The following is a 16083-nucleotide window of genomic DNA, read 5'->3' as shown; positions in this document are numbered from 1 at the left end:
TTGCTGTGTTCCATAAAAAGCGTGCGGCATTCACCGCGACAAAAGGTGATGCTGTACCTGGACTTACCGTCTGACCCACAAGAAAACGCTTAGTTCGCTTGCCATTGCGCAACAATTGTTTCGACGGGTTTCACGCTCACGGGATTGCCCGGTACGGTTAATGTGCGCCAGACTTCGTTGTAATGAGCAATTAACGTTTCGGCCTGTGCCGCCGGGCGATTAGCGGTGGTATGAGCATCCTCTGCAACCGTAATGCCGTAACCCTTACTTGCGCCAATTTTCAGCGTAGTGTCCACGCAGTAATCTGTCGCACAGCCGCAAATGACAAAGTTTTTGATACTGTTCTCAGCCAAAACTTGCTCAAGCCGGGTTTGATAGAACGCATCACAGGCCGTTTTGGTGACATACAGCGCATCGGCTGGCTGCTCAAGTTCTGACAACAAAGCAAAACCCTCACTGCCCTCTTCCAGCCCACCGTCTTCAATGTGTTGAATAAAGATGACTCTGTCGGCTGCGGCCATTAAACGGTTGATTTTGGCAGCACATTCCTGCCGTTGGCGGCGAGGAGTCGCGAAGACGCCATTTTGCATATCAATCACCATGACAACGTGTTTCTCTGACATCATTTGCTCCGTAACTGACTGTGAAGGTTGAGAGTATCATACGCGCGAGTTCACAAAAGCGCGTAAAGGCGTGCAGAAAAATCGTCATATTTACCCGTCGTTACGTTTTTCTTACGCAAAACCGGACTCAAGGCGCTTTGCAAGCGGCCGTATTATCGTTTTAATAAGCATTAACCTTCCCTTTCACTTCACGGATGCTTTCCTTGAAACGTAGTCTGCTTTTTATTGCAGCGCTGTGTGCTGCTTCGCTGCCAGTGGCTCAGGCCGCTCAAACTTCGCCGGACCCGGTTTTCGCCTCAGATATCGTCGACCGTTACGCCAACCACATTTATTACGGCAGTGGTGCAACGGGCATGGCTCTGGTTGTGATTGACGGCAATCAGCGCGTCTTTCGCAGCTTCGGCGAGACCCGCCCGGGCAGCAATGTGCATCCACAGCTGGATTCAGTGATTCGTATTGCGTCCTTAAGCAAGCTGATGACCAGCGAGATGCTGGTGAAAATGCTCGATCAGGGCGTGGTGAAACTCAACGATCCACTGAGCAAATATGCGCCACCGGGTGCCAAAGTGCCTACGTATCAGGGTACGCCAATTACGCTGGTGAACCTTGCCACACATACCAGCAGCCTGCCGCGCGAGCAACCTGGCGGCGCAGCACACCGTCCGGTGTTCGTCTGGCCGACCTACAATCAGCGCTGGAGCTGGCTCAGCACCGCCACGCTGAAAACCACACCAGGATCACAGGCGGCGTATTCAAATCTGGCGTTTGATTTATTGGCCGATGCGCTGAGTAAAGCAGCAGGGAAACCTTATCCTCAGCTTTTTGAAGAGCAGATAACCCGCCCGCTAGGGATGAAAGACACCACCTTTACGCCATCACCCGATCAGTGTCAGCGCCTGATGGTCGCGGAAAAAGGCGCCAGTCCTTGCGATAACACGCTTGCAGCCATCGGCAGCGGCGGCGTCTATTCCACCCCGGGCGACATGATGCGCTGGATGCAACAGTTCCTTTCCTCTGATTTTTATCAGCGCAATCAGCAGGCCGACAGGATGCAAACGCTGATTTATCAACGTAGCCAGTTGACCAAAGTCATTGGGATGGACGTGCCTGGAAAGGCTGATGCGTTGGGTCTGGGATGGGTCTATATGGCGCCGAAAAACGGTCGCCCCGGCATTATTCAAAAAACCGGTGGGGGTGGCGGTTTCATTACCTATATGGCGATGATCCCGCAGCATAACGTCGGCGCATTTGTCGTGGTGACTCGCTCTCCCCTCACCCGTTTCGTCAACATGAGTGATGGGATCAACGACCTGGTGACGGAACTTAGCGGTAACAAACCACTGGTGGTTCCTGCCTCCTGATTTTAATACTCGAGGGGCAAACGGTGTACGGTGATCAGTTTGCCCTTATCCATTTCGATGTATTTTCCTGCCCGTAAGGCCGCCAATACCTCTGCAATAACAGAACGCGAAATGTGCGTGCGCTGTTGGATATAATTCATTACGCCAATCTTGGTGCGTAACGTTGGGTCCCATCGCGACATATGTTGCAACGTGGCTCTGATCTGGCTGTATGAGCTCTTACCGATCAAGTGCACATCTCGTTGCTCCAGTACCCGAAACTGCCAACTGACCCACTCAAAGGCCTCACGCCATAGCAGGTGTTTATCCAATAGCGCCTGACATTCCGCCATCTCCAGTTGATAAATCTCACAGGGCGTTAGCGCGGTTATCTGATAAATCTCATGCCCCATCAGGTGCACACCGGGTAAATCAATGATGGTGGGAGCGGGAGAAATGGACACCAGCAGTTCTTCCTGAGTGCGATCAATTTTAATGATCCCCTGACGAACGATCGTCACTTTAGGTGACTCCGTGTTCAGGATGATTTTCTCAGAAGCCGAAAGGGTAATGGGCGCTGCGATAGGTGAAAAAGCCTTATCAAGAACAGCAAATGCGGACAAGGGTTTTACAGCAAACATACGACGTCACTTCCTGTGTCAGTTCCTTGCTTAAAAAAAAGCAGGGAATTAATTCCCTGCTTTTATTCAGTGGGCTATTACCAGGTGTATTTCACACCTACGTTAGCGCCCCAGTTCTGGTCGACGTCGCCGCCACCCAGATAGCTGGCATCAGTGTATGCGCTGAACTTCTTAGTGAAGTTGAACTCTGCACCGGCACCAACACGTACTGCGGAACCTTTAACACCGTTATCGATGTTATCGCCGTTCACGTGAGCATCGTTACCCGCGTCATCATAGACGTAAGCGAGTTTGAAGTACGGGGTCAGCGCCTGATCTTCGCTGTAAGTGAAGGTATAACCTGTGTCCATACCCAACTCATAACGCATGCTGTCATAAGACTGGCTGTCTACACGCATTTCATTGCTGAGACGGTAGTCATCACCAGACTGGAACAGGCCGGAAATTGCCGCGTAAGGGGTGACGTAACCCGCTACGTTGTATTTCCAGTCATAACCCAGTTTCAGGTTGAAGCCCCAGGCATCGTTAGTGGTGTCGCCATCAACATACTGACCGTTGCTCATGGTTGCTGAGAGGTCATTGCTGAAGCGGCTGTAGCTCAGGTTACCGTCGAGGAACACATCATTCGCCCAACGAGCAGAGGTGTAGACGTAGGCAGACTGGCTATCTTGATCAACCTGACCAGAACGGTCGCTGATATCACCTTTCGCGAAGCCTGCTGCCCCACCGACGATCCACTTCGCATAGTTACCGTCAATCTGAGTATCCAGACCGACCATGATGCCGCTAACGTCTTGATCATAATGGATCACGCCGTTATCGCCATCAAAGTTACCGCCGAAGTAGTTCACCCACACACCGCCGTCGTCAACCAGACCATGACGTGCGTTGGTCAGACGGTTCGCCAGCGTATCCTGTTGCAGGTTCCAGATATTGGTGTTTGCAGAAGGAATGCTCAGCGCCATGTTGGCATAGTCGGTCAGATCACGCTGTTCCAGTACAACAGTGTCGCCCACTTGCTTAGCCTGATAGGTGTAAGCCCCCAGGTCAGCTTTGTTTGCGGCTGAGAAGGTGGCAACGGTATCCGCCTGATTGTTGTAAATACGGATAATTTCGTTGTTGTTGTAATCAGCAACAGAACCCGCACCGGTCGCATTATCAATACGAACTTTGTAGTTACCCGCCACGTCACCATTTACCGCCAGGTGACCATCAGAGTTAGCCGCAATAACACCGTAACCGTAGTTAGATTGAGACTCATCGTTGGTGTGACCATTGGTCATATCACCGTTCAGCACATAATCACGGCTGGCGATATTGAACGTACCGCCATTGGTGAGTTTCAGATCAGCGGTATCCACCTGGCCCAGACCCAGGTTCAGCTGTGCATTGCCGTCTACGTTGATCGTATTGGCATACAGTTCACCCAGTTCTTCGGTCAGGGTCAGGGTTGAGCCGCTGTTCAGGCTCACGCTGTCTGCCGCCACAAAGCCCTGGTCACCGATGTTCATGTCGGATGCGTTGTTCAGGGTGATGCTGTCAGAAATCAGCGTTGAATTTTCAACGTTAACCTGAGAACCGTTGTTCACCGTCAGGGTATCGATCAGCGAAGATTTACGCGTATCCCACTCTGAACCGTGATCCAGGGTCACGTTAAACAGACCGCTCTGGTAAACTTCGTTGCCGATAACGTGGCCCGCTTCGTTATACGCGGTATCGGTATTATCAACACCGTAAGTTGAGCTCGGCCACAGGCTGTTGGCTTCAATGTCATACAGCGTTGCTGTTGCATCAGTGCCTGCTGCGTAGCTATCGAGAACGCCATCACCATCAGAGTCAACCTGATGGACAGACATTGCTGCACCGACCCACTTGCTGCCGTTGTCCAGTGTCAGATCCAGGCGATCGGTACCATCCCAGCCGTTGGTGTCTGGGTTGGAATCGGTATCACGATAGGAATCTGCTCCGTTCGGGAAGAAGTTTTGATCGAAGTTGCTGGAGAACAGCACGTCACCGGTCAGCGTAGAGTTGCTAAAGGTTGCCGTGGTCTGCATCGCGTTATCTGCGGATGGGTTAGCGATAACAGCCAGAGCGACATCTTCCATACCGGCATTTACGTCGTTCGCATAGTCGCTGGCATTGTCAGTACGACCAAACCAGCCGCTGGTGCCTTCGTCACTCCAGGAGCCAGACGTCACAACCGAATCTTTCACCACGATGGTGTTATTAAAGACTTCAGAACTGTCGACACCCGTGCTGACGGTTTTATCGTCAGTATCTGGCCATTGATAACCCTGAGCCAGCGTAATTCCCGCAACGTGTGAATTATTCTGAATGGTCAGGTCAACTTCCTGATCCAGCGTGATAGCGGTGCCGAGATTATAAACATCGACAACATGAGTATCCGCAGTTTTATCGCTGTTGGTACCGTTGTAAGTATAATGTTCGTAATTATCGTCAATGGTTGAGTTATCGACATCTAAAGTCAGACGATCGTAGATATACCCGGTGGTATCACGGTTAGTACACTCTTCCGTCATACATTGGGAGGTAATCATACCGTGAATCGTACTATTTTTGATACTCAGCGAGTTAGGGTTAGTATTGCTCGACAACCCGTCATCAAGGTAATAAGTGGAGATAACGCCATTAACGGTGGCGTTATTAATAACCGGATAAATATCGCCGTTATAAGCACTGTCCGTGCCGTAGTTGTTCCAACCTGCATAACCCTGATAGTAAACGCCATCCGCATAGGTGGCGTCGTTGTAATGAACAAAGGTTTCATAGGTTTTGTTAGAGACATCCGTGCCTGCATTTGCCTGAGAAGCGATTGCTAATGCGCAGGCCACGGCCAATTGTGATACGACTAGTTTATTTTTCCACGAGTGCATTCGTCATCCCTCCTCAGGGACGTAATTATGTTGATCCATCAAAGCAAAATTAATTTGCCACGGAATTATGCGTGCCCGCTGACCATTAGTTCAATTAATCTCTTTTAAAAGTTTGAATGCGGACAATTCAGGCAAGCGGGAATAATAAAATCAAAATAAGTGAAGCATGTCACTGTTTAACTCATACATTAAGAATCAGCGCATTAATAATTCAGCAAACAAATACAATGCGGTGAATATTCTTAAACAAGATCGCGGTTTCGTTATCAATCCCAATAAAAACATTTGATAAAATGATAATTGGTAATTAAGACCTCAGTGAAAAGTCCTAAACATAACCACCACTATAGTGAAACACGCCATCCATAATTCAGGTAAACTTGTCAGATGTTCCCTTACTCTCAGGCTTATCATGACAGATTTGATCACTCGCCCTCGCCGTCTGCGCAAATCCGCTGCGTTGCGCGCTATGTTTGAAGAGACATCACTGACCCTCAATGATCTGGTGCTGCCTATCTTCGTTGAAGAAGACATTGACGACTTCAAAGCCATTGAAGCCATGCCTGGCGTCATGCGTATTCCCGAAAAACACCTTGCCCGTGAGATTGAGCGTATCGCCAATGCGGGCATTCGTTCGGTGATGACCTTCGGTATTTCGCATCACACGGATGCCACTGGCAGCGATGCCTGGAAGGAAGATGGCCTGGTGGCGCGCATGTCCCGCATCTGCAAGCAGACCGTGCCTGAAATGATTGTGATGTCAGACACCTGTTTCTGCGAGTACACCTCTCACGGTCACTGTGGCGTGCTGTGCGATCATGGCGTAGATAATGATGCAACTCTGCTAAATCTGGGCAAACAAGCGGTGGTTGCTGCAGCGGCAGGTGCTGATTTCATCGCGCCTTCTGCAGCAATGGACGGTCAGGTTCAGGCCATTCGCCAGGCACTGGATGCCGCCGGATTCACTGACACCGCAATTATGTCTTACTCCACCAAATTCGCCTCTTCCTTCTATGGTCCTTTCCGTGAAGCCGCAGGCACCGCGCTGAAAGGCGATCGTAAGACATATCAAATGAACCCCTTGAACCGCCGCGAAGCGATTCGTGAGTCGTTGCTTGATGAAGCTCAGGGCGCAGATTGCCTGATGGTAAAACCGGCGGGAGCCTATCTGGATATTCTGCGGGATATTCGTGAACGTACCGAGCTGCCGATTGGCGCCTATCAGGTAAGCGGTGAGTACGCGATGATCAAATTCGCCGCTCAGGCGGGTGCGATAGACGAAGAGAAAGTTGTTCTTGAAAGTCTGGGCGCTATTAAGCGTGCGGGCGCAGACTTGATTTTCAGTTACTTCGCACTGGATCTCGCAGAGAAGAAAATTCTGCGCTGATCTTAACGCCCGGCGGCTATTGCTGCCGGGCGTTTCCTTATTCCTTATCCCGCCCGATAAAAAGGCTTATCGCCTAAGATGGTTGCCCGGTGCATGACTCGCCGCTGTGGCAAATAATCTGCATTGGCATAATGCTGCGTCACCCGGTTATCCCAAATAGCGATGTCGCCCTGCTGCCACCGCCAGCGCACCTGAAACTCAGGCTTGGTCACGTGAGCAAATAAAAAACCGAGCAGTGCTTCGCTCTCTTTATCGGTGACATCCACGATTCGGGTGGTAAATCCTTCATTCACAAACAGCGCTTGCTTGCCCGTTACCGGATGCGTGCGGATCACCGGGTGCAACAATGGCGGGTGTTTTGCGACGGCATCCAGCCAGCGCTGGTGCTCTTCCTCAGAATGACGGTGCTTATATTCCGGGAAAGATTTACGGAAATCATGTTCAGCCTTCAGCCCACTCAGCAGGGCTTTAAGTGGCGCAGAGAGCGCTTCGTAGGCCGCAATACCGCTGGTCCAGAGCGTATCACCGCCCGTTTCCGGCAGTTGTTTCGCCGCCAGAATCGCCCCGGCAGGAGGCGTCTCAATGAAGGTCACGTCGGTATGCCAGTTATCGTTGTCTGGCGGATTATCGTTATGCGTATCCAGCACGATAATTTCCTCCACACCTTCAGCGTGCGGATAAACCGGATGGATGTGCAAATCGCCAAAACGCAAAGCCAGCCCGCGCTGCTGTTGAGGCGTAATATCTTGTTCACGAAGGAAAACAACCTGATGGCGTAGCACCGCATGATACAGCTGCTCAAATTGGTTATCGCTGAGCGGCCGACTCACGTCCAGCCCGGAAACCTGCGCCCCAATAAACGGCCCCAGCGGGGTAATACTCAGACGTTCACTCATGCTCTTTCTCCATGCCACGGCGTCAGGCGGCGCTGTAATGCGCGCAAGCCCAGCTCTAATACGAAAGCGATAATGGCAATCACCGCGATACCCGCCAACACAACGTCGGTGGCCAGGAATTCTCCCGCGGACTGCACCATAAACCCTAAACCGCGGGTAGCAGCGATCAGTTCAGCCGCCACCAGCGTTGACCAACCTACACCCAGCCCAATACGCAACCCGGTCAGGATCTCCGGCAGTGCCCCGGGCAAAATAACAAACCATAAAATCTGTGCTTTGGAAGCGCCCAGCGATTGCGCTGCCCGTAGCCGAACCTGTTGCGCACTTTTCACGCCAGCAAGGGCGGACATCGCAACAGGGGCAAAAATCGCCAGGTAGATAAGCAGGATCTTCGACGTTTCGCCGATGCCAAACCAGATAACCATCAGCGGTAAATAAGCCAGTGGCGGGATCGGGCGGTAGAGTTCAATCAGCGGATCGAGTATTCCTCGCACCGTCGGGCTAAGCCCCATCGCAATCCCCACCGGGATGCCGATGATGACCGCCGCCAGCAAAGCAATCAGAATACGCGTCAAACTGGCTGCCAGATGCTGCCACAGCGTGGCATCCATAAAACCTTCTGGCCCGGCTAGGGTGATTAACTTATGCAATACCAAAGCTGGCGGAGGTAAGAACAGCGGAGCAATCAAATGCAGCGCGGTAACCAGCCACCATATAGCCAGAAGCACAACGAGCGTCGCGATGCTCAGGGTCAGTTGGCGGGAAAGCGGCCAGCGCCAGTTTGTCCGTTGACGACGCGGTTTATCGGTGACGAGAATGCTCATGAGAAGGCCTCCCGATGTTCAAACACACGGCTCAGCACGTATTCACGCTGGGCGATAAACTGCGGATCGGATTTAATACTGCGGCAAGATTCCCCCGCCACAAAACGGTGTGCAAAATCGAGCGACAGGCGCTCAGTGACCCGACCCGGCCCTGAGGAAAGCAAGACCAGATCCGTCGCCATGAAAATCGCTTCTTCTATGTCATGGGTGATCAGCAGCACCTGTTTGCCGGTTTCGTGCCACAAGCGCAGCAGCAGCGTTTGCATCTGTTCGCGAGTAAAAGCATCCAGTGCACCGAAGGGCTCATCCAGTAACAGGAGTTGGGGATCAGCCGCCAGTGCGCGGGCAATGCCAACACGCTGACGTTGCCCGCCTGAAAGTTGCCAGATGAAGCGCTTCTCTGCGCCCTCAAGCCCCACTTTTTTCAGCATCTGACGCGCGATGTCGTTACGGGTTTCCTTATTCATTCCCGCGAGCTGCAACCCAAAAGCCACATTGTCCTGGACGTTACGCCAGGGCAGCAGCCCTTCATTCTGGAACACCACGCCACGCTCTGCGCCCGGCCCGCGCACAGGCTGGTTGTTCAGCGTAATGCTGCCGGACTCGTAAGGCATAAATCCGGCGATCAGGTTCAGCAGTGTGGTTTTTCCGCTCCCCGAAGGTCCGAGAACCACTAACAGCTCTCTTCGGTCAACGCTTAACGAGATGTCGTCAAGGACGGGCTTGCCACCGTAATCAGCGCTCAAATGAGAGATTTGCAGCATGCTTATTCCCTCACTTCACAAATTTGTCAGTCACATACTGACTGTAATCAGCCGCTACCGCAGGCACTTTGCCTTGTTCCTTCAGGAACTGAGCGGTGTCGACAATCGCTTTATTGACCGGGCCATTGAGCTGTTCAGTCTGTTGTGCTGCCGTCAGATAGGTATTCCCTTTCACCAGCCCCGGGACGTCAGCTTCCGGCACCCCGCTCAGTTTCGACAGTTTTTGCAGATTTTCTGATTTTGTCAGCCAGCTGTCAGGATTGTCGATATAGGGACGTTGAGCCTCGATGGCGCTGCGGGCAAAAGCTTTTACGATCTCAGGATGTTGCTGGGCAAAATCTTTGCGGACCACCCAAACATCCAGGGTAGGCGCTCCCCACTGCCCGACTTTGGAGGAGTCCGTCAGCACCGTGCCGTCTTTTTCCAGCTCATTCACGGCGGGTGCCCAAACATACGCCCCATCAATGTCTCCTCGCTGCCAGGCGGCGATGATGGCCGGCGGCTGCAGGTTCACAATCTGCACCTGACCGGGCTTGATGCCCCAGTGTTTCAGTGCGGCCAGCAGGCTGTAATGGGTCGTTGAAATGAACGGGACTGCAATGCGTTTACCTATTAAATCCTCAGGCTTGCTGATGGTCTTCTTCACCACCAGCGCTTCGGAGTTTCCGAGCTGCGAGGCCAGCAAGAACACTTCAATAGGAACCTGTTGGCTTGCCGCAACCGCCAGCGGACTGGAACCGATGTTGCCAATCTGCACATCGCCCGAGGCCAGCGCACGAACCACGCTCGCGCCGCTGTCGAACTTGCGCCAGTCGACCGTCGCCCCACTCTCTTTTGCGAAGGTGTTGTCAGCCTGTGCCACTTTGGCTGGTTCTGCGGAAGTTTGATACGCCACGGTGACATTCACCGCCTGCGCCTGAAAGGTGATAAAGGCCAATGCGGCCAGGAAAGATAAGTGCGATGTGCGTGCCATGGTGTCTGCTCCCCTGTTGTCATGGGCGCAGTATTTCCGGCAGCATCAATTTGATAAAGGAATTAAAACGTCTGGCTAATACCGATCTGTTTTTAGAAAAAAATCGGAAAAGCTTAGTGAATTCCCGCGCAAAAGTGCGTTATCGGACCAACGTGAGTCGTCCACGGCGATGCGAAAGCTGCGGATATTGTGTGGTAATCAGAAACAGAAAAGGTCGCCAGGCCATTGTGTCCTCCTGTTTATCTCTCCTTTCAGCATGTCTCTGCCCGACCTGTTCTTCCGTCAGGCAAAAGCCTGATCGTCCTGCTAAAAATCACCCTTTTGTCTCAGTTCGCGCCATATCCACACCACAAATATGTAAATTTTCTGCAACACATATTTCATGCGAATATTTCCCTCACAGGCAGCACCAGCGGAGAAACCAGTGTCAGCATCAGCAATGTCGGGGGATTGGGTGAACAAGCGCTAAACGGCATCAAAGTGGTGGAAGTACAAGGTCACTCAGCGGCAGGCGCGTTTACTCAGAATGGGCGAATCGCTGCGGGTGCCTTCGATTACTTCCTCACGCAGAAGGGAAAAAACTGGTATCTGACCAACACCGTTGAAGAACCCGAACCGCCCGTTGTTGAACCGAAGCCGCCGATAGAAGAAGAAAAGCCGGAGCCTCCAGTCGAAAAACCAGAGCCACCGGTTGACGTGACGCCGCCCGATAATGAAAAACCGGTCGATCCCCCCAAGCCTGATGAGCCAGAGGTGACCCCGCCAACGCCTCGCCCTGACTTTATTGGCCCGAAAGCCTGGCGTCCGGAGATTGGCGGTTATCTGGCAAACCTGCAGGCTGCCAATACCCTGTTCACCTTAACCCTGGACGACCGTGAAGGCGGAACGGAATATGTCGATCCCGTCAGCGGTGAAATGAAGAAATCGGCAATGTGGCTGCGCCAGGAAGGCGGACACAACCGTTTCTCGGCCGGAGACAACCAGCTAAAAACCCAGGCCAATCGCTATGTTGTGCAGCTTGGCGGCGAAATCGTTAACGGTTCCTTTACGGGTGACGATCGCTGGGATATCGGCGTGATGGGCGGTTATGCCAATCAGCACGCCAATACGCATTCGACTCTGACTGGCTATAAAGCCAAATCGAGCGTGGACGGTTACAGCGCCGGTTTGTATGCCACCTGGTTTGAAAATGCCGGGGAAAAGCACGGTTGGTACGCAGACAGCTGGGCCCTGTATAACTGGTTCGACAACACGCTCACCAGCCCTGACCAGAGCAGCGAGAAATGGAAAAGCCGTGGCTTCACCGCGTCGGTCGAAACAGGCCATATTTCACAACTTGCTCAGTACAACCGTACGGCGCTGTATCTTCAGCCACAGGCGCAAGCTGTCTGGATGGGAGTAAAAAACAACAGTGACATGACCGAACAAAATGGCACTCAGGTTCAGGATGTGAATAACGGGAATCTCCAGACTCGTCTGGGGGTCAGGCTTTATCTGAAAGGCCATTCACAGTTGGATGACGACAAACAACGCGAATTTAAGCCTTATGTTGAAGCAAACTGGCTCCACAATACCCAGCGCTTTGGGGTGAGAATGAACGGGGAAACCGTCTCCATTGACGGTTCGCGTAACATCGCCCAGTTAAAGCTCGGTGTACAAGGCCAACTGACGCCATCCCTCAATCTCTGGGGCGGGACTGCGGTACAAATTGGTGATAATAGCTACAGTGATGCTTCCGCCATGCTCGGTGTGAAATACCGTTTTTAATCGTACTGAACGCCTTCCTGACGGAGGGTGTTTTTAATTATTTCGCAAGCAAATAAAAGTGTAGATTTAAATTTTGCGTTTAACTCATCGCTAACCGGCGCATTTCATAACAGAGAATAAACATAATTTATTTTTGGATAGTCCGTCTTTTGCTCACCTTTTCTTTTTATGGTTTTCTGTACTCTGAAACCTTTTCAAACTCAATTCTTACGTTATTTCCTTATTGTTTCTGGAGCTTTTATCATGACTCTGGACTATGTTGCATTAGCAATACTGATCCTGGTATTTTTGATTTTGTTCTACGGTATTATCGTTATTCATGACATCCCTTATGAAATTGCAAAACGACGTAACCATCCGCATCAGGATGCCATCCATTATGCCGGCTGGGTCAGCCTGTTTACGCTGCATGTGCTCTGGCCTTTCCTGTGGATTTGGGCCACGCTGTGGCGCGAAGATCGCGGTTGGGGCATGAAACAACTGGCGAAAGATCAACACAATATTCACCATCAGATGGATCAGTTGACCTCACAGGTTGAACAGCTGAATGCCGAACTCAAAGCGTTAAAAAATAACCAGACTGCATCCGTCGCGATGACTCAGGAGGCAAAATAATGGAAACATTATTACTGCTCACTTATGCCGCGCTGTGCGTCGCTATTTTTAAGATTTTCCGCATCCCCTTAAATAAATGGACGGTGCCAACGGCGGTACTTGGCGGCGTTGTTTTTATCAGCCTTATTATTCTGGTGATGAACTATAACTACCCTTTTAGTGAAACCGGCAAACAGGCTTATCGAACGGTACCCATTGTTTCTCAAGTCCGTGGTCGTGTTATCGAAGTGCCCGTAAAATCGAACACGATGCTTCACGAAGGCGATGTGCTGTTCCGCATCGATCCCACGCCTTTCCAGGCCAGAGTGGATGACTTACGCGCGCAGATAAAAGAAGCGAGCCAAAATGCACTGTCTCTCGATGCGGGGCTAAACCAGGCACAAGCGGACCTCGCGAAAGCCGTGGCTGACCGCGATAAGGCCAAACGTGAGTACGCTCGCTATAACGAGGGCCACAGTAAAGGGGCGTTTTCAGACCAGATGGTCGACACGCGCCGTCAGACCTGGAAAGCCACAGAAGCTGCAGTGGTCGCAGCCCAGGCACAGGTTGAGCAGGCTAAAAATAACCTCAATTCTGTCGTCAACGGCAAGAACACCAAAGTCGCCTCATTGATGGCAAAACTGCGTGAGGCTGAATTTAAGCTTGAAAGTACCGTTGTTCGCGCGCCTTCAGCAGGCTATGTCAGTACCGTCGGGTTGAAAACGGGGACGATGTCCACCGCGTTAGGGCTGAAACCGCTGATGACATTTGTGCCAGTGGATGAGGATTCCCGCCAGACCTATGCCGCCGCGTTTCGACAGAATTCCGTTCAGCGCCTGAAGCCAGGCTACAAAGCAGAACTGATGTTCCCGTCAATTCCGGGCACGGTGTTCAGTGGTGAAGTGGTGCAGGTGTTACCGGCGATTGGTGAAAGCCAGTTCCAGGGCCAGGGCACGCTGCTGACTACCGCGGAATTGGCCAATCAGGGTCGGGTGTTGGTGTTAGTAAAAGCCAATGATCCACGTCTTGATAGCTATCAGTTACCGCAAGGGACACAAGTGGAAGTCGCCGTCTATTCCGGTCACTTCAAGGAACTTAGCCTGATCCGTAAGATCCTTATCCGTATGAAGAGCTGGCAGAACTACATCTTCCTCGATCACTAACCGCCATCCCCTCTTCGGAGTAGCACCGTTAGTTTAAGACCGAGATATCCGGGGCGCCCACCGGGTTTGGCGCCCCTCCGGGAACAAAATCCCGGTGTTTCCCCTAATTCATTGGCTTAAGTGAACGGCGTTACTCTTCGGAGGGGATTTTTTCATGCCTTCTCCGGCAACCCGCAGATACGATCCCGCCCGCTGTTTTTGGCTTGATACAGCGCGGCATCGGCTTCAGCAATGACCTCACTCAATTCGCGTTTCCACCCAGAAGCTACGCCGAAACTGGCGGTGATCGTGAACGGCTCGCCTTTCGGACCTTCAAACCGCAACCGGCGAATTTCGTTCTGAATGCGGGTGGTGTACCCCGTCACATCTTCAGGATCAGACATGCGGAACATCACTGCAAATTCTTCGCCGCCAAGACGCCCAATCACATCCCCTGGACGACTGAACATCTTCAGCGTTGCGGCCAACTGAACCAGCACTTTATCGCCTACCGGATGTCCCCAGCTATCGTTGATCGCTTTGAAATGGTCAACATCAATCATGATAAGCCACGCCGGAAAATCCTGACTGGCCTGCTGCAACAGTTGACCCGCCATCACGTCAAACGCCCGGCGGTTCGACAGGTGCGTCAACGGGTCTTCTTCCGACTGACGTTTGAGTTTTTTACTCAACCGGGTTTGCTCCCGGAGCTGATTGCCCAATGTTCCGAGAGAAGAAAAGAGCTCCTGAACTTCCTCCGCGGTGCTGTCATTCATCAGGGTATCCTGATGATCACCGGCAATGATCCCGGTCGCTATTTGATTCAGCCTGAGGATCGGTTGCAGCACACGTGAACGTATATAGTAGATAAGCCCGGTTGTCAGCAGGCACAGCGCAATCAGGATGGCAACGACCATCAACAGATGCAGCGCGGCTTGCTTCTCGGACACCACATAATGCTTTTTAACACCCGCCAGATAGGTGTCCAGCAGCTCGTCAAAGGTGTTGAGGCTTTCGTGATAGCGCACAGCAAAGTTATTGGCATCGACACTGTAAAGCGCGCCCTTCTCGCTTTCGGCTTGCAGCATCCTGATGAGGGACACGCCCTGCTCCTCAAACTGCTGGCGGGTATTCCCCAGCAACTGGGTGAAACCTGGCAAATAGCCAGCTTCATCACCCTGAGTACGCAACAGCCACCACAACACGTGTATGCGCTCCATCCCGCGGCTAATGGCTTCGGTATTATGCAAAGGGATAGGCGTTTGTGTTGCCAGCGGAATAAGCAATTGAGCCCCGAGTCTCCCGGTCGCATCGCGCAGTTCACCTAATGCCTGAGCGCGGATGATCGGCCCGAGAGCAGAAGGCTCAAGCATCAAAAATTCTGAGGTGTGGCGAAAGAGCGCTTCGTGATAAAAATCCGTCGCCGCTAACATCGCGTTGATGGCGCGCTGTGCTTCAATGGGGTCGTGCAGCTCTCTTTCACGGTACAAATCAATAACCTGCCGCGATCGTTCCAGTTGATCAATCGTGGCCGTCAACAGCGCCAGCGAGAGCATATTCGCGGGGATCTTTTTTAAATCACGGTTGGTCAGCAGACGGCTGGCTTCCAGCTTTCGCCAGGCCTGCAGTTTGGTGGCCGCCGGGCTTAATACCAGCTCATTCGCATAGGCACGCTCGCTCGCAAGATCGTTAGAGACCTGCAAGACGAGGTAGAAATTATCAAACTGAATCAAGTCGTTACGCGCAGTGTGCCACGCATTCCATGAGCCAGAAAGGAGCCACCAGGAGAGAATGGAGGTCAACACAATCGTTGCCGCCGCCGATCCCCAGAGATAGCGCAACACAGTAGAGGGCGAGGCCGATTTTAGGGTTTTGTTCATTACACTAGTAGGCCGTCACAGCTCAGCAAGGTGAATATCCGATAAGCCTAAGTCTATCTCAGGCAGTGAGCGTCAGACCAGCACAGCAGACTCTTTTTCTGTTCATTTTATGATCGGGTGTAAACACGCATAAATTTCTTTCTTATCTTGTGAATAATGTCGACCATTGAAATCCATTATTAAATATAAAACAAAAAACAATAATATTGATAACATCAAATTCAAGAATTGGGGGGAATATGCCCTTCCAATATCAGGAAGATTTATTTCCTCTATATTAAAAGGCAAATCAAAATACAGTAAATAACACCAATTCTGTTGTTATTTTGCTCACTCATCCTCTATAATCCCTGGCAAT

Annotated in this window: 13 protein-coding genes; 5 read left to right on the top strand and 8 right to left on the bottom strand. The window is 51.8% G+C overall.

Annotated features, from left to right (window positions below):
• Nucleotides 1-89: 89 nt before the first annotated feature.
• Nucleotides 90-623 (bottom strand): isochorismatase family protein, encoded by a 534-nt coding sequence (locus ACI2I2_RS10310; protein WP_404657833.1) that lies wholly within the window; start codon nucleotides 621-623, stop codon nucleotides 90-92.
• A gap of 203 nt (nucleotides 624-826) precedes the next feature.
• On the opposite strand from ACI2I2_RS10310, the gene ampH reads away from it, so the two are divergent.
• On the top strand, nucleotides 827-1984 hold the full coding sequence (ampH, locus tag ACI2I2_RS10305; protein ID WP_404657832.1) for a D-alanyl-D-alanine-carboxypeptidase/endopeptidase AmpH: 1158 nt from the start codon (nucleotides 827-829) through the stop codon (nucleotides 1982-1984).
• Nucleotides 1985-1986: 2 nt separating this feature from the next.
• Here the strand turns inward: ampH and ACI2I2_RS10300 are convergent, their stop codons facing one another.
• Both ACI2I2_RS10300 and ACI2I2_RS10295 read right to left on the bottom strand, forming a co-directional pair.
• Nucleotides 1987-2604: a helix-turn-helix domain-containing protein gene (locus tag ACI2I2_RS10300; RefSeq protein ID WP_404657831.1), complete on the bottom strand. Its 618-nt coding sequence runs from the start codon at nucleotides 2602-2604 to the stop codon at nucleotides 1987-1989.
• A gap of 77 nt (nucleotides 2605-2681) precedes the next feature.
• Nucleotides 2682-5498: an autotransporter outer membrane beta-barrel domain-containing protein gene (locus ACI2I2_RS10295; RefSeq protein WP_404657830.1), complete on the bottom strand. Its 2817-nt coding sequence runs from the start codon at nucleotides 5496-5498 to the stop codon at nucleotides 2682-2684.
• 412 nt (nucleotides 5499-5910) lie between these two features.
• On the opposite strand from ACI2I2_RS10295, the gene hemB reads away from it, so the two are divergent.
• On the top strand, nucleotides 5911-6885 hold the full coding sequence (gene hemB / locus ACI2I2_RS10290) for a porphobilinogen synthase (RefSeq protein WP_404657829.1): 975 nt from the start codon (nucleotides 5911-5913) through the stop codon (nucleotides 6883-6885).
• Between the two features lie 44 nt (nucleotides 6886-6929).
• On the opposite strand, the gene tauD is transcribed toward hemB, so the two are convergent.
• Genes tauD through tauA form a run of 4 tightly spaced genes read right to left on the bottom strand, consistent with a single transcriptional unit; the run spans nucleotide 6930 to nucleotide 10342 of the window.
• Complete coding sequence (gene tauD, locus ACI2I2_RS10285; protein ID WP_404657828.1) at nucleotides 6930-7781, bottom strand: taurine dioxygenase; 852 nt, start codon at nucleotides 7779-7781, stop codon at nucleotides 6930-6932.
• The gene (gene tauC / locus ACI2I2_RS10280; RefSeq protein WP_404657827.1) at nucleotides 7778-8605 is read right to left on the bottom strand and encodes a taurine ABC transporter permease TauC; all 828 of its coding nucleotides are present in this window, start codon (nucleotides 8603-8605) and stop codon (nucleotides 7778-7780) included. Before tauC ends, tauD begins: the two co-directional genes overlap by 4 nt.
• Nucleotides 8602-9369 (bottom strand): taurine ABC transporter ATP-binding subunit, encoded by a 768-nt coding sequence (gene tauB, locus ACI2I2_RS10275; RefSeq protein WP_404657826.1) that lies wholly within the window; start codon nucleotides 9367-9369, stop codon nucleotides 8602-8604. The genes tauC and tauB overlap by 4 nt, the downstream gene beginning before the upstream one ends.
• Before the next feature lie 10 nt (nucleotides 9370-9379).
• The gene (gene tauA / locus ACI2I2_RS10270) at nucleotides 9380-10342 is read right to left on the bottom strand and encodes a taurine ABC transporter substrate-binding protein (protein WP_404657825.1); all 963 of its coding nucleotides are present in this window, start codon (nucleotides 10340-10342) and stop codon (nucleotides 9380-9382) included.
• Between the two features lie 225 nt (nucleotides 10343-10567).
• Here tauA and ACI2I2_RS10265 point away from each other — a divergent pair, with 225 nt between their 5' ends.
• The 3 genes from ACI2I2_RS10265 to ACI2I2_RS10255 all read left to right on the top strand — a co-directional run bounded on the left by ACI2I2_RS10265 (nucleotide 10568) and on the right by ACI2I2_RS10255 (nucleotide 13866).
• Entirely contained in the window at nucleotides 10568-12109 is a 1542-nt protein-coding gene (locus ACI2I2_RS10265) for an autotransporter outer membrane beta-barrel domain-containing protein (RefSeq protein ID WP_404657824.1), read from the top strand.
• 243 nt (nucleotides 12110-12352) lie between these two features.
• Nucleotides 12353-12724: a DUF3302 domain-containing protein gene (locus ACI2I2_RS10260; protein WP_404657823.1), complete on the top strand. Its 372-nt coding sequence runs from the start codon at nucleotides 12353-12355 to the stop codon at nucleotides 12722-12724.
• Nucleotides 12724-13866: an HlyD family secretion protein gene (locus tag ACI2I2_RS10255; RefSeq protein WP_404657822.1), complete on the top strand. Its 1143-nt coding sequence runs from the start codon at nucleotides 12724-12726 to the stop codon at nucleotides 13864-13866. The genes ACI2I2_RS10260 and ACI2I2_RS10255 overlap by 1 nt, the downstream gene beginning before the upstream one ends.
• A gap of 152 nt (nucleotides 13867-14018) precedes the next feature.
• Here the strand turns inward: ACI2I2_RS10255 and ACI2I2_RS10250 are convergent, their stop codons facing one another.
• A complete protein-coding gene (locus ACI2I2_RS10250; protein ID WP_404657821.1) occupies nucleotides 14019-15725 on the bottom strand; it encodes a GGDEF domain-containing protein in 1707 nt (568 codons plus the stop codon).
• Nucleotides 15726-16083: the final 358 nt, after the last annotated feature.

Origin of the sequence: Scandinavium sp. NPDC088450 (genome assembly GCF_044900545.1) — a bacterium.
Taxonomy (GTDB): Bacteria; Pseudomonadota; Gammaproteobacteria; order Enterobacterales; family Enterobacteriaceae; genus Scandinavium.
This window is presented reverse-complemented; position numbering and strand designations above follow the sequence as displayed.

What these genes read in the sequence shown, in the direction of transcription:
- ACI2I2_RS10310 (WP_404657833.1), bottom strand. Translation starts at nt 623, where the DNA reads ATGTCAGAGAAACACGTTGTCATGGTGATTGATATGCAAAATGGCGTC.
- ACI2I2_RS10300 (WP_404657831.1), bottom strand. Translation starts at nt 2,604, where the DNA reads ATGTTTGCTGTAAAACCCTTGTCCGCATTTGCTGTTCTTGATAAGGCT.
- ACI2I2_RS10295 (WP_404657830.1), bottom strand. Translation starts at nt 5,498, where the DNA reads ATGCACTCGTGGAAAAATAAACTAGTCGTATCACAATTGGCCGTGGCC.
- hemB (WP_404657829.1), top strand. Translation starts at nt 5,911, where the DNA reads ATGACAGATTTGATCACTCGCCCTCGCCGTCTGCGCAAATCCGCTGCG.
- tauD (WP_404657828.1), bottom strand. Translation starts at nt 7,781, where the DNA reads ATGAGTGAACGTCTGAGTATTACCCCGCTGGGGCCGTTTATTGGGGCG.
- tauC (WP_404657827.1), bottom strand. Translation starts at nt 8,605, where the DNA reads ATGAGCATTCTCGTCACCGATAAACCGCGTCGTCAACGGACAAACTGG.
- tauB (WP_404657826.1), bottom strand. Translation starts at nt 9,369, where the DNA reads ATGCTGCAAATCTCTCATTTGAGCGCTGATTACGGTGGCAAGCCCGTC.
- tauA (WP_404657825.1), bottom strand. Translation starts at nt 10,342, where the DNA reads ATGGCACGCACATCGCACTTATCTTTCCTGGCCGCATTGGCCTTTATC.
- ACI2I2_RS10260 (WP_404657823.1), top strand. Translation starts at nt 12,353, where the DNA reads ATGACTCTGGACTATGTTGCATTAGCAATACTGATCCTGGTATTTTTG.
- ACI2I2_RS10255 (WP_404657822.1), top strand. Translation starts at nt 12,724, where the DNA reads ATGGAAACATTATTACTGCTCACTTATGCCGCGCTGTGCGTCGCTATT.
- ACI2I2_RS10250 (WP_404657821.1), bottom strand. Translation starts at nt 15,725, where the DNA reads ATGAACAAAACCCTAAAATCGGCCTCGCCCTCTACTGTGTTGCGCTAT.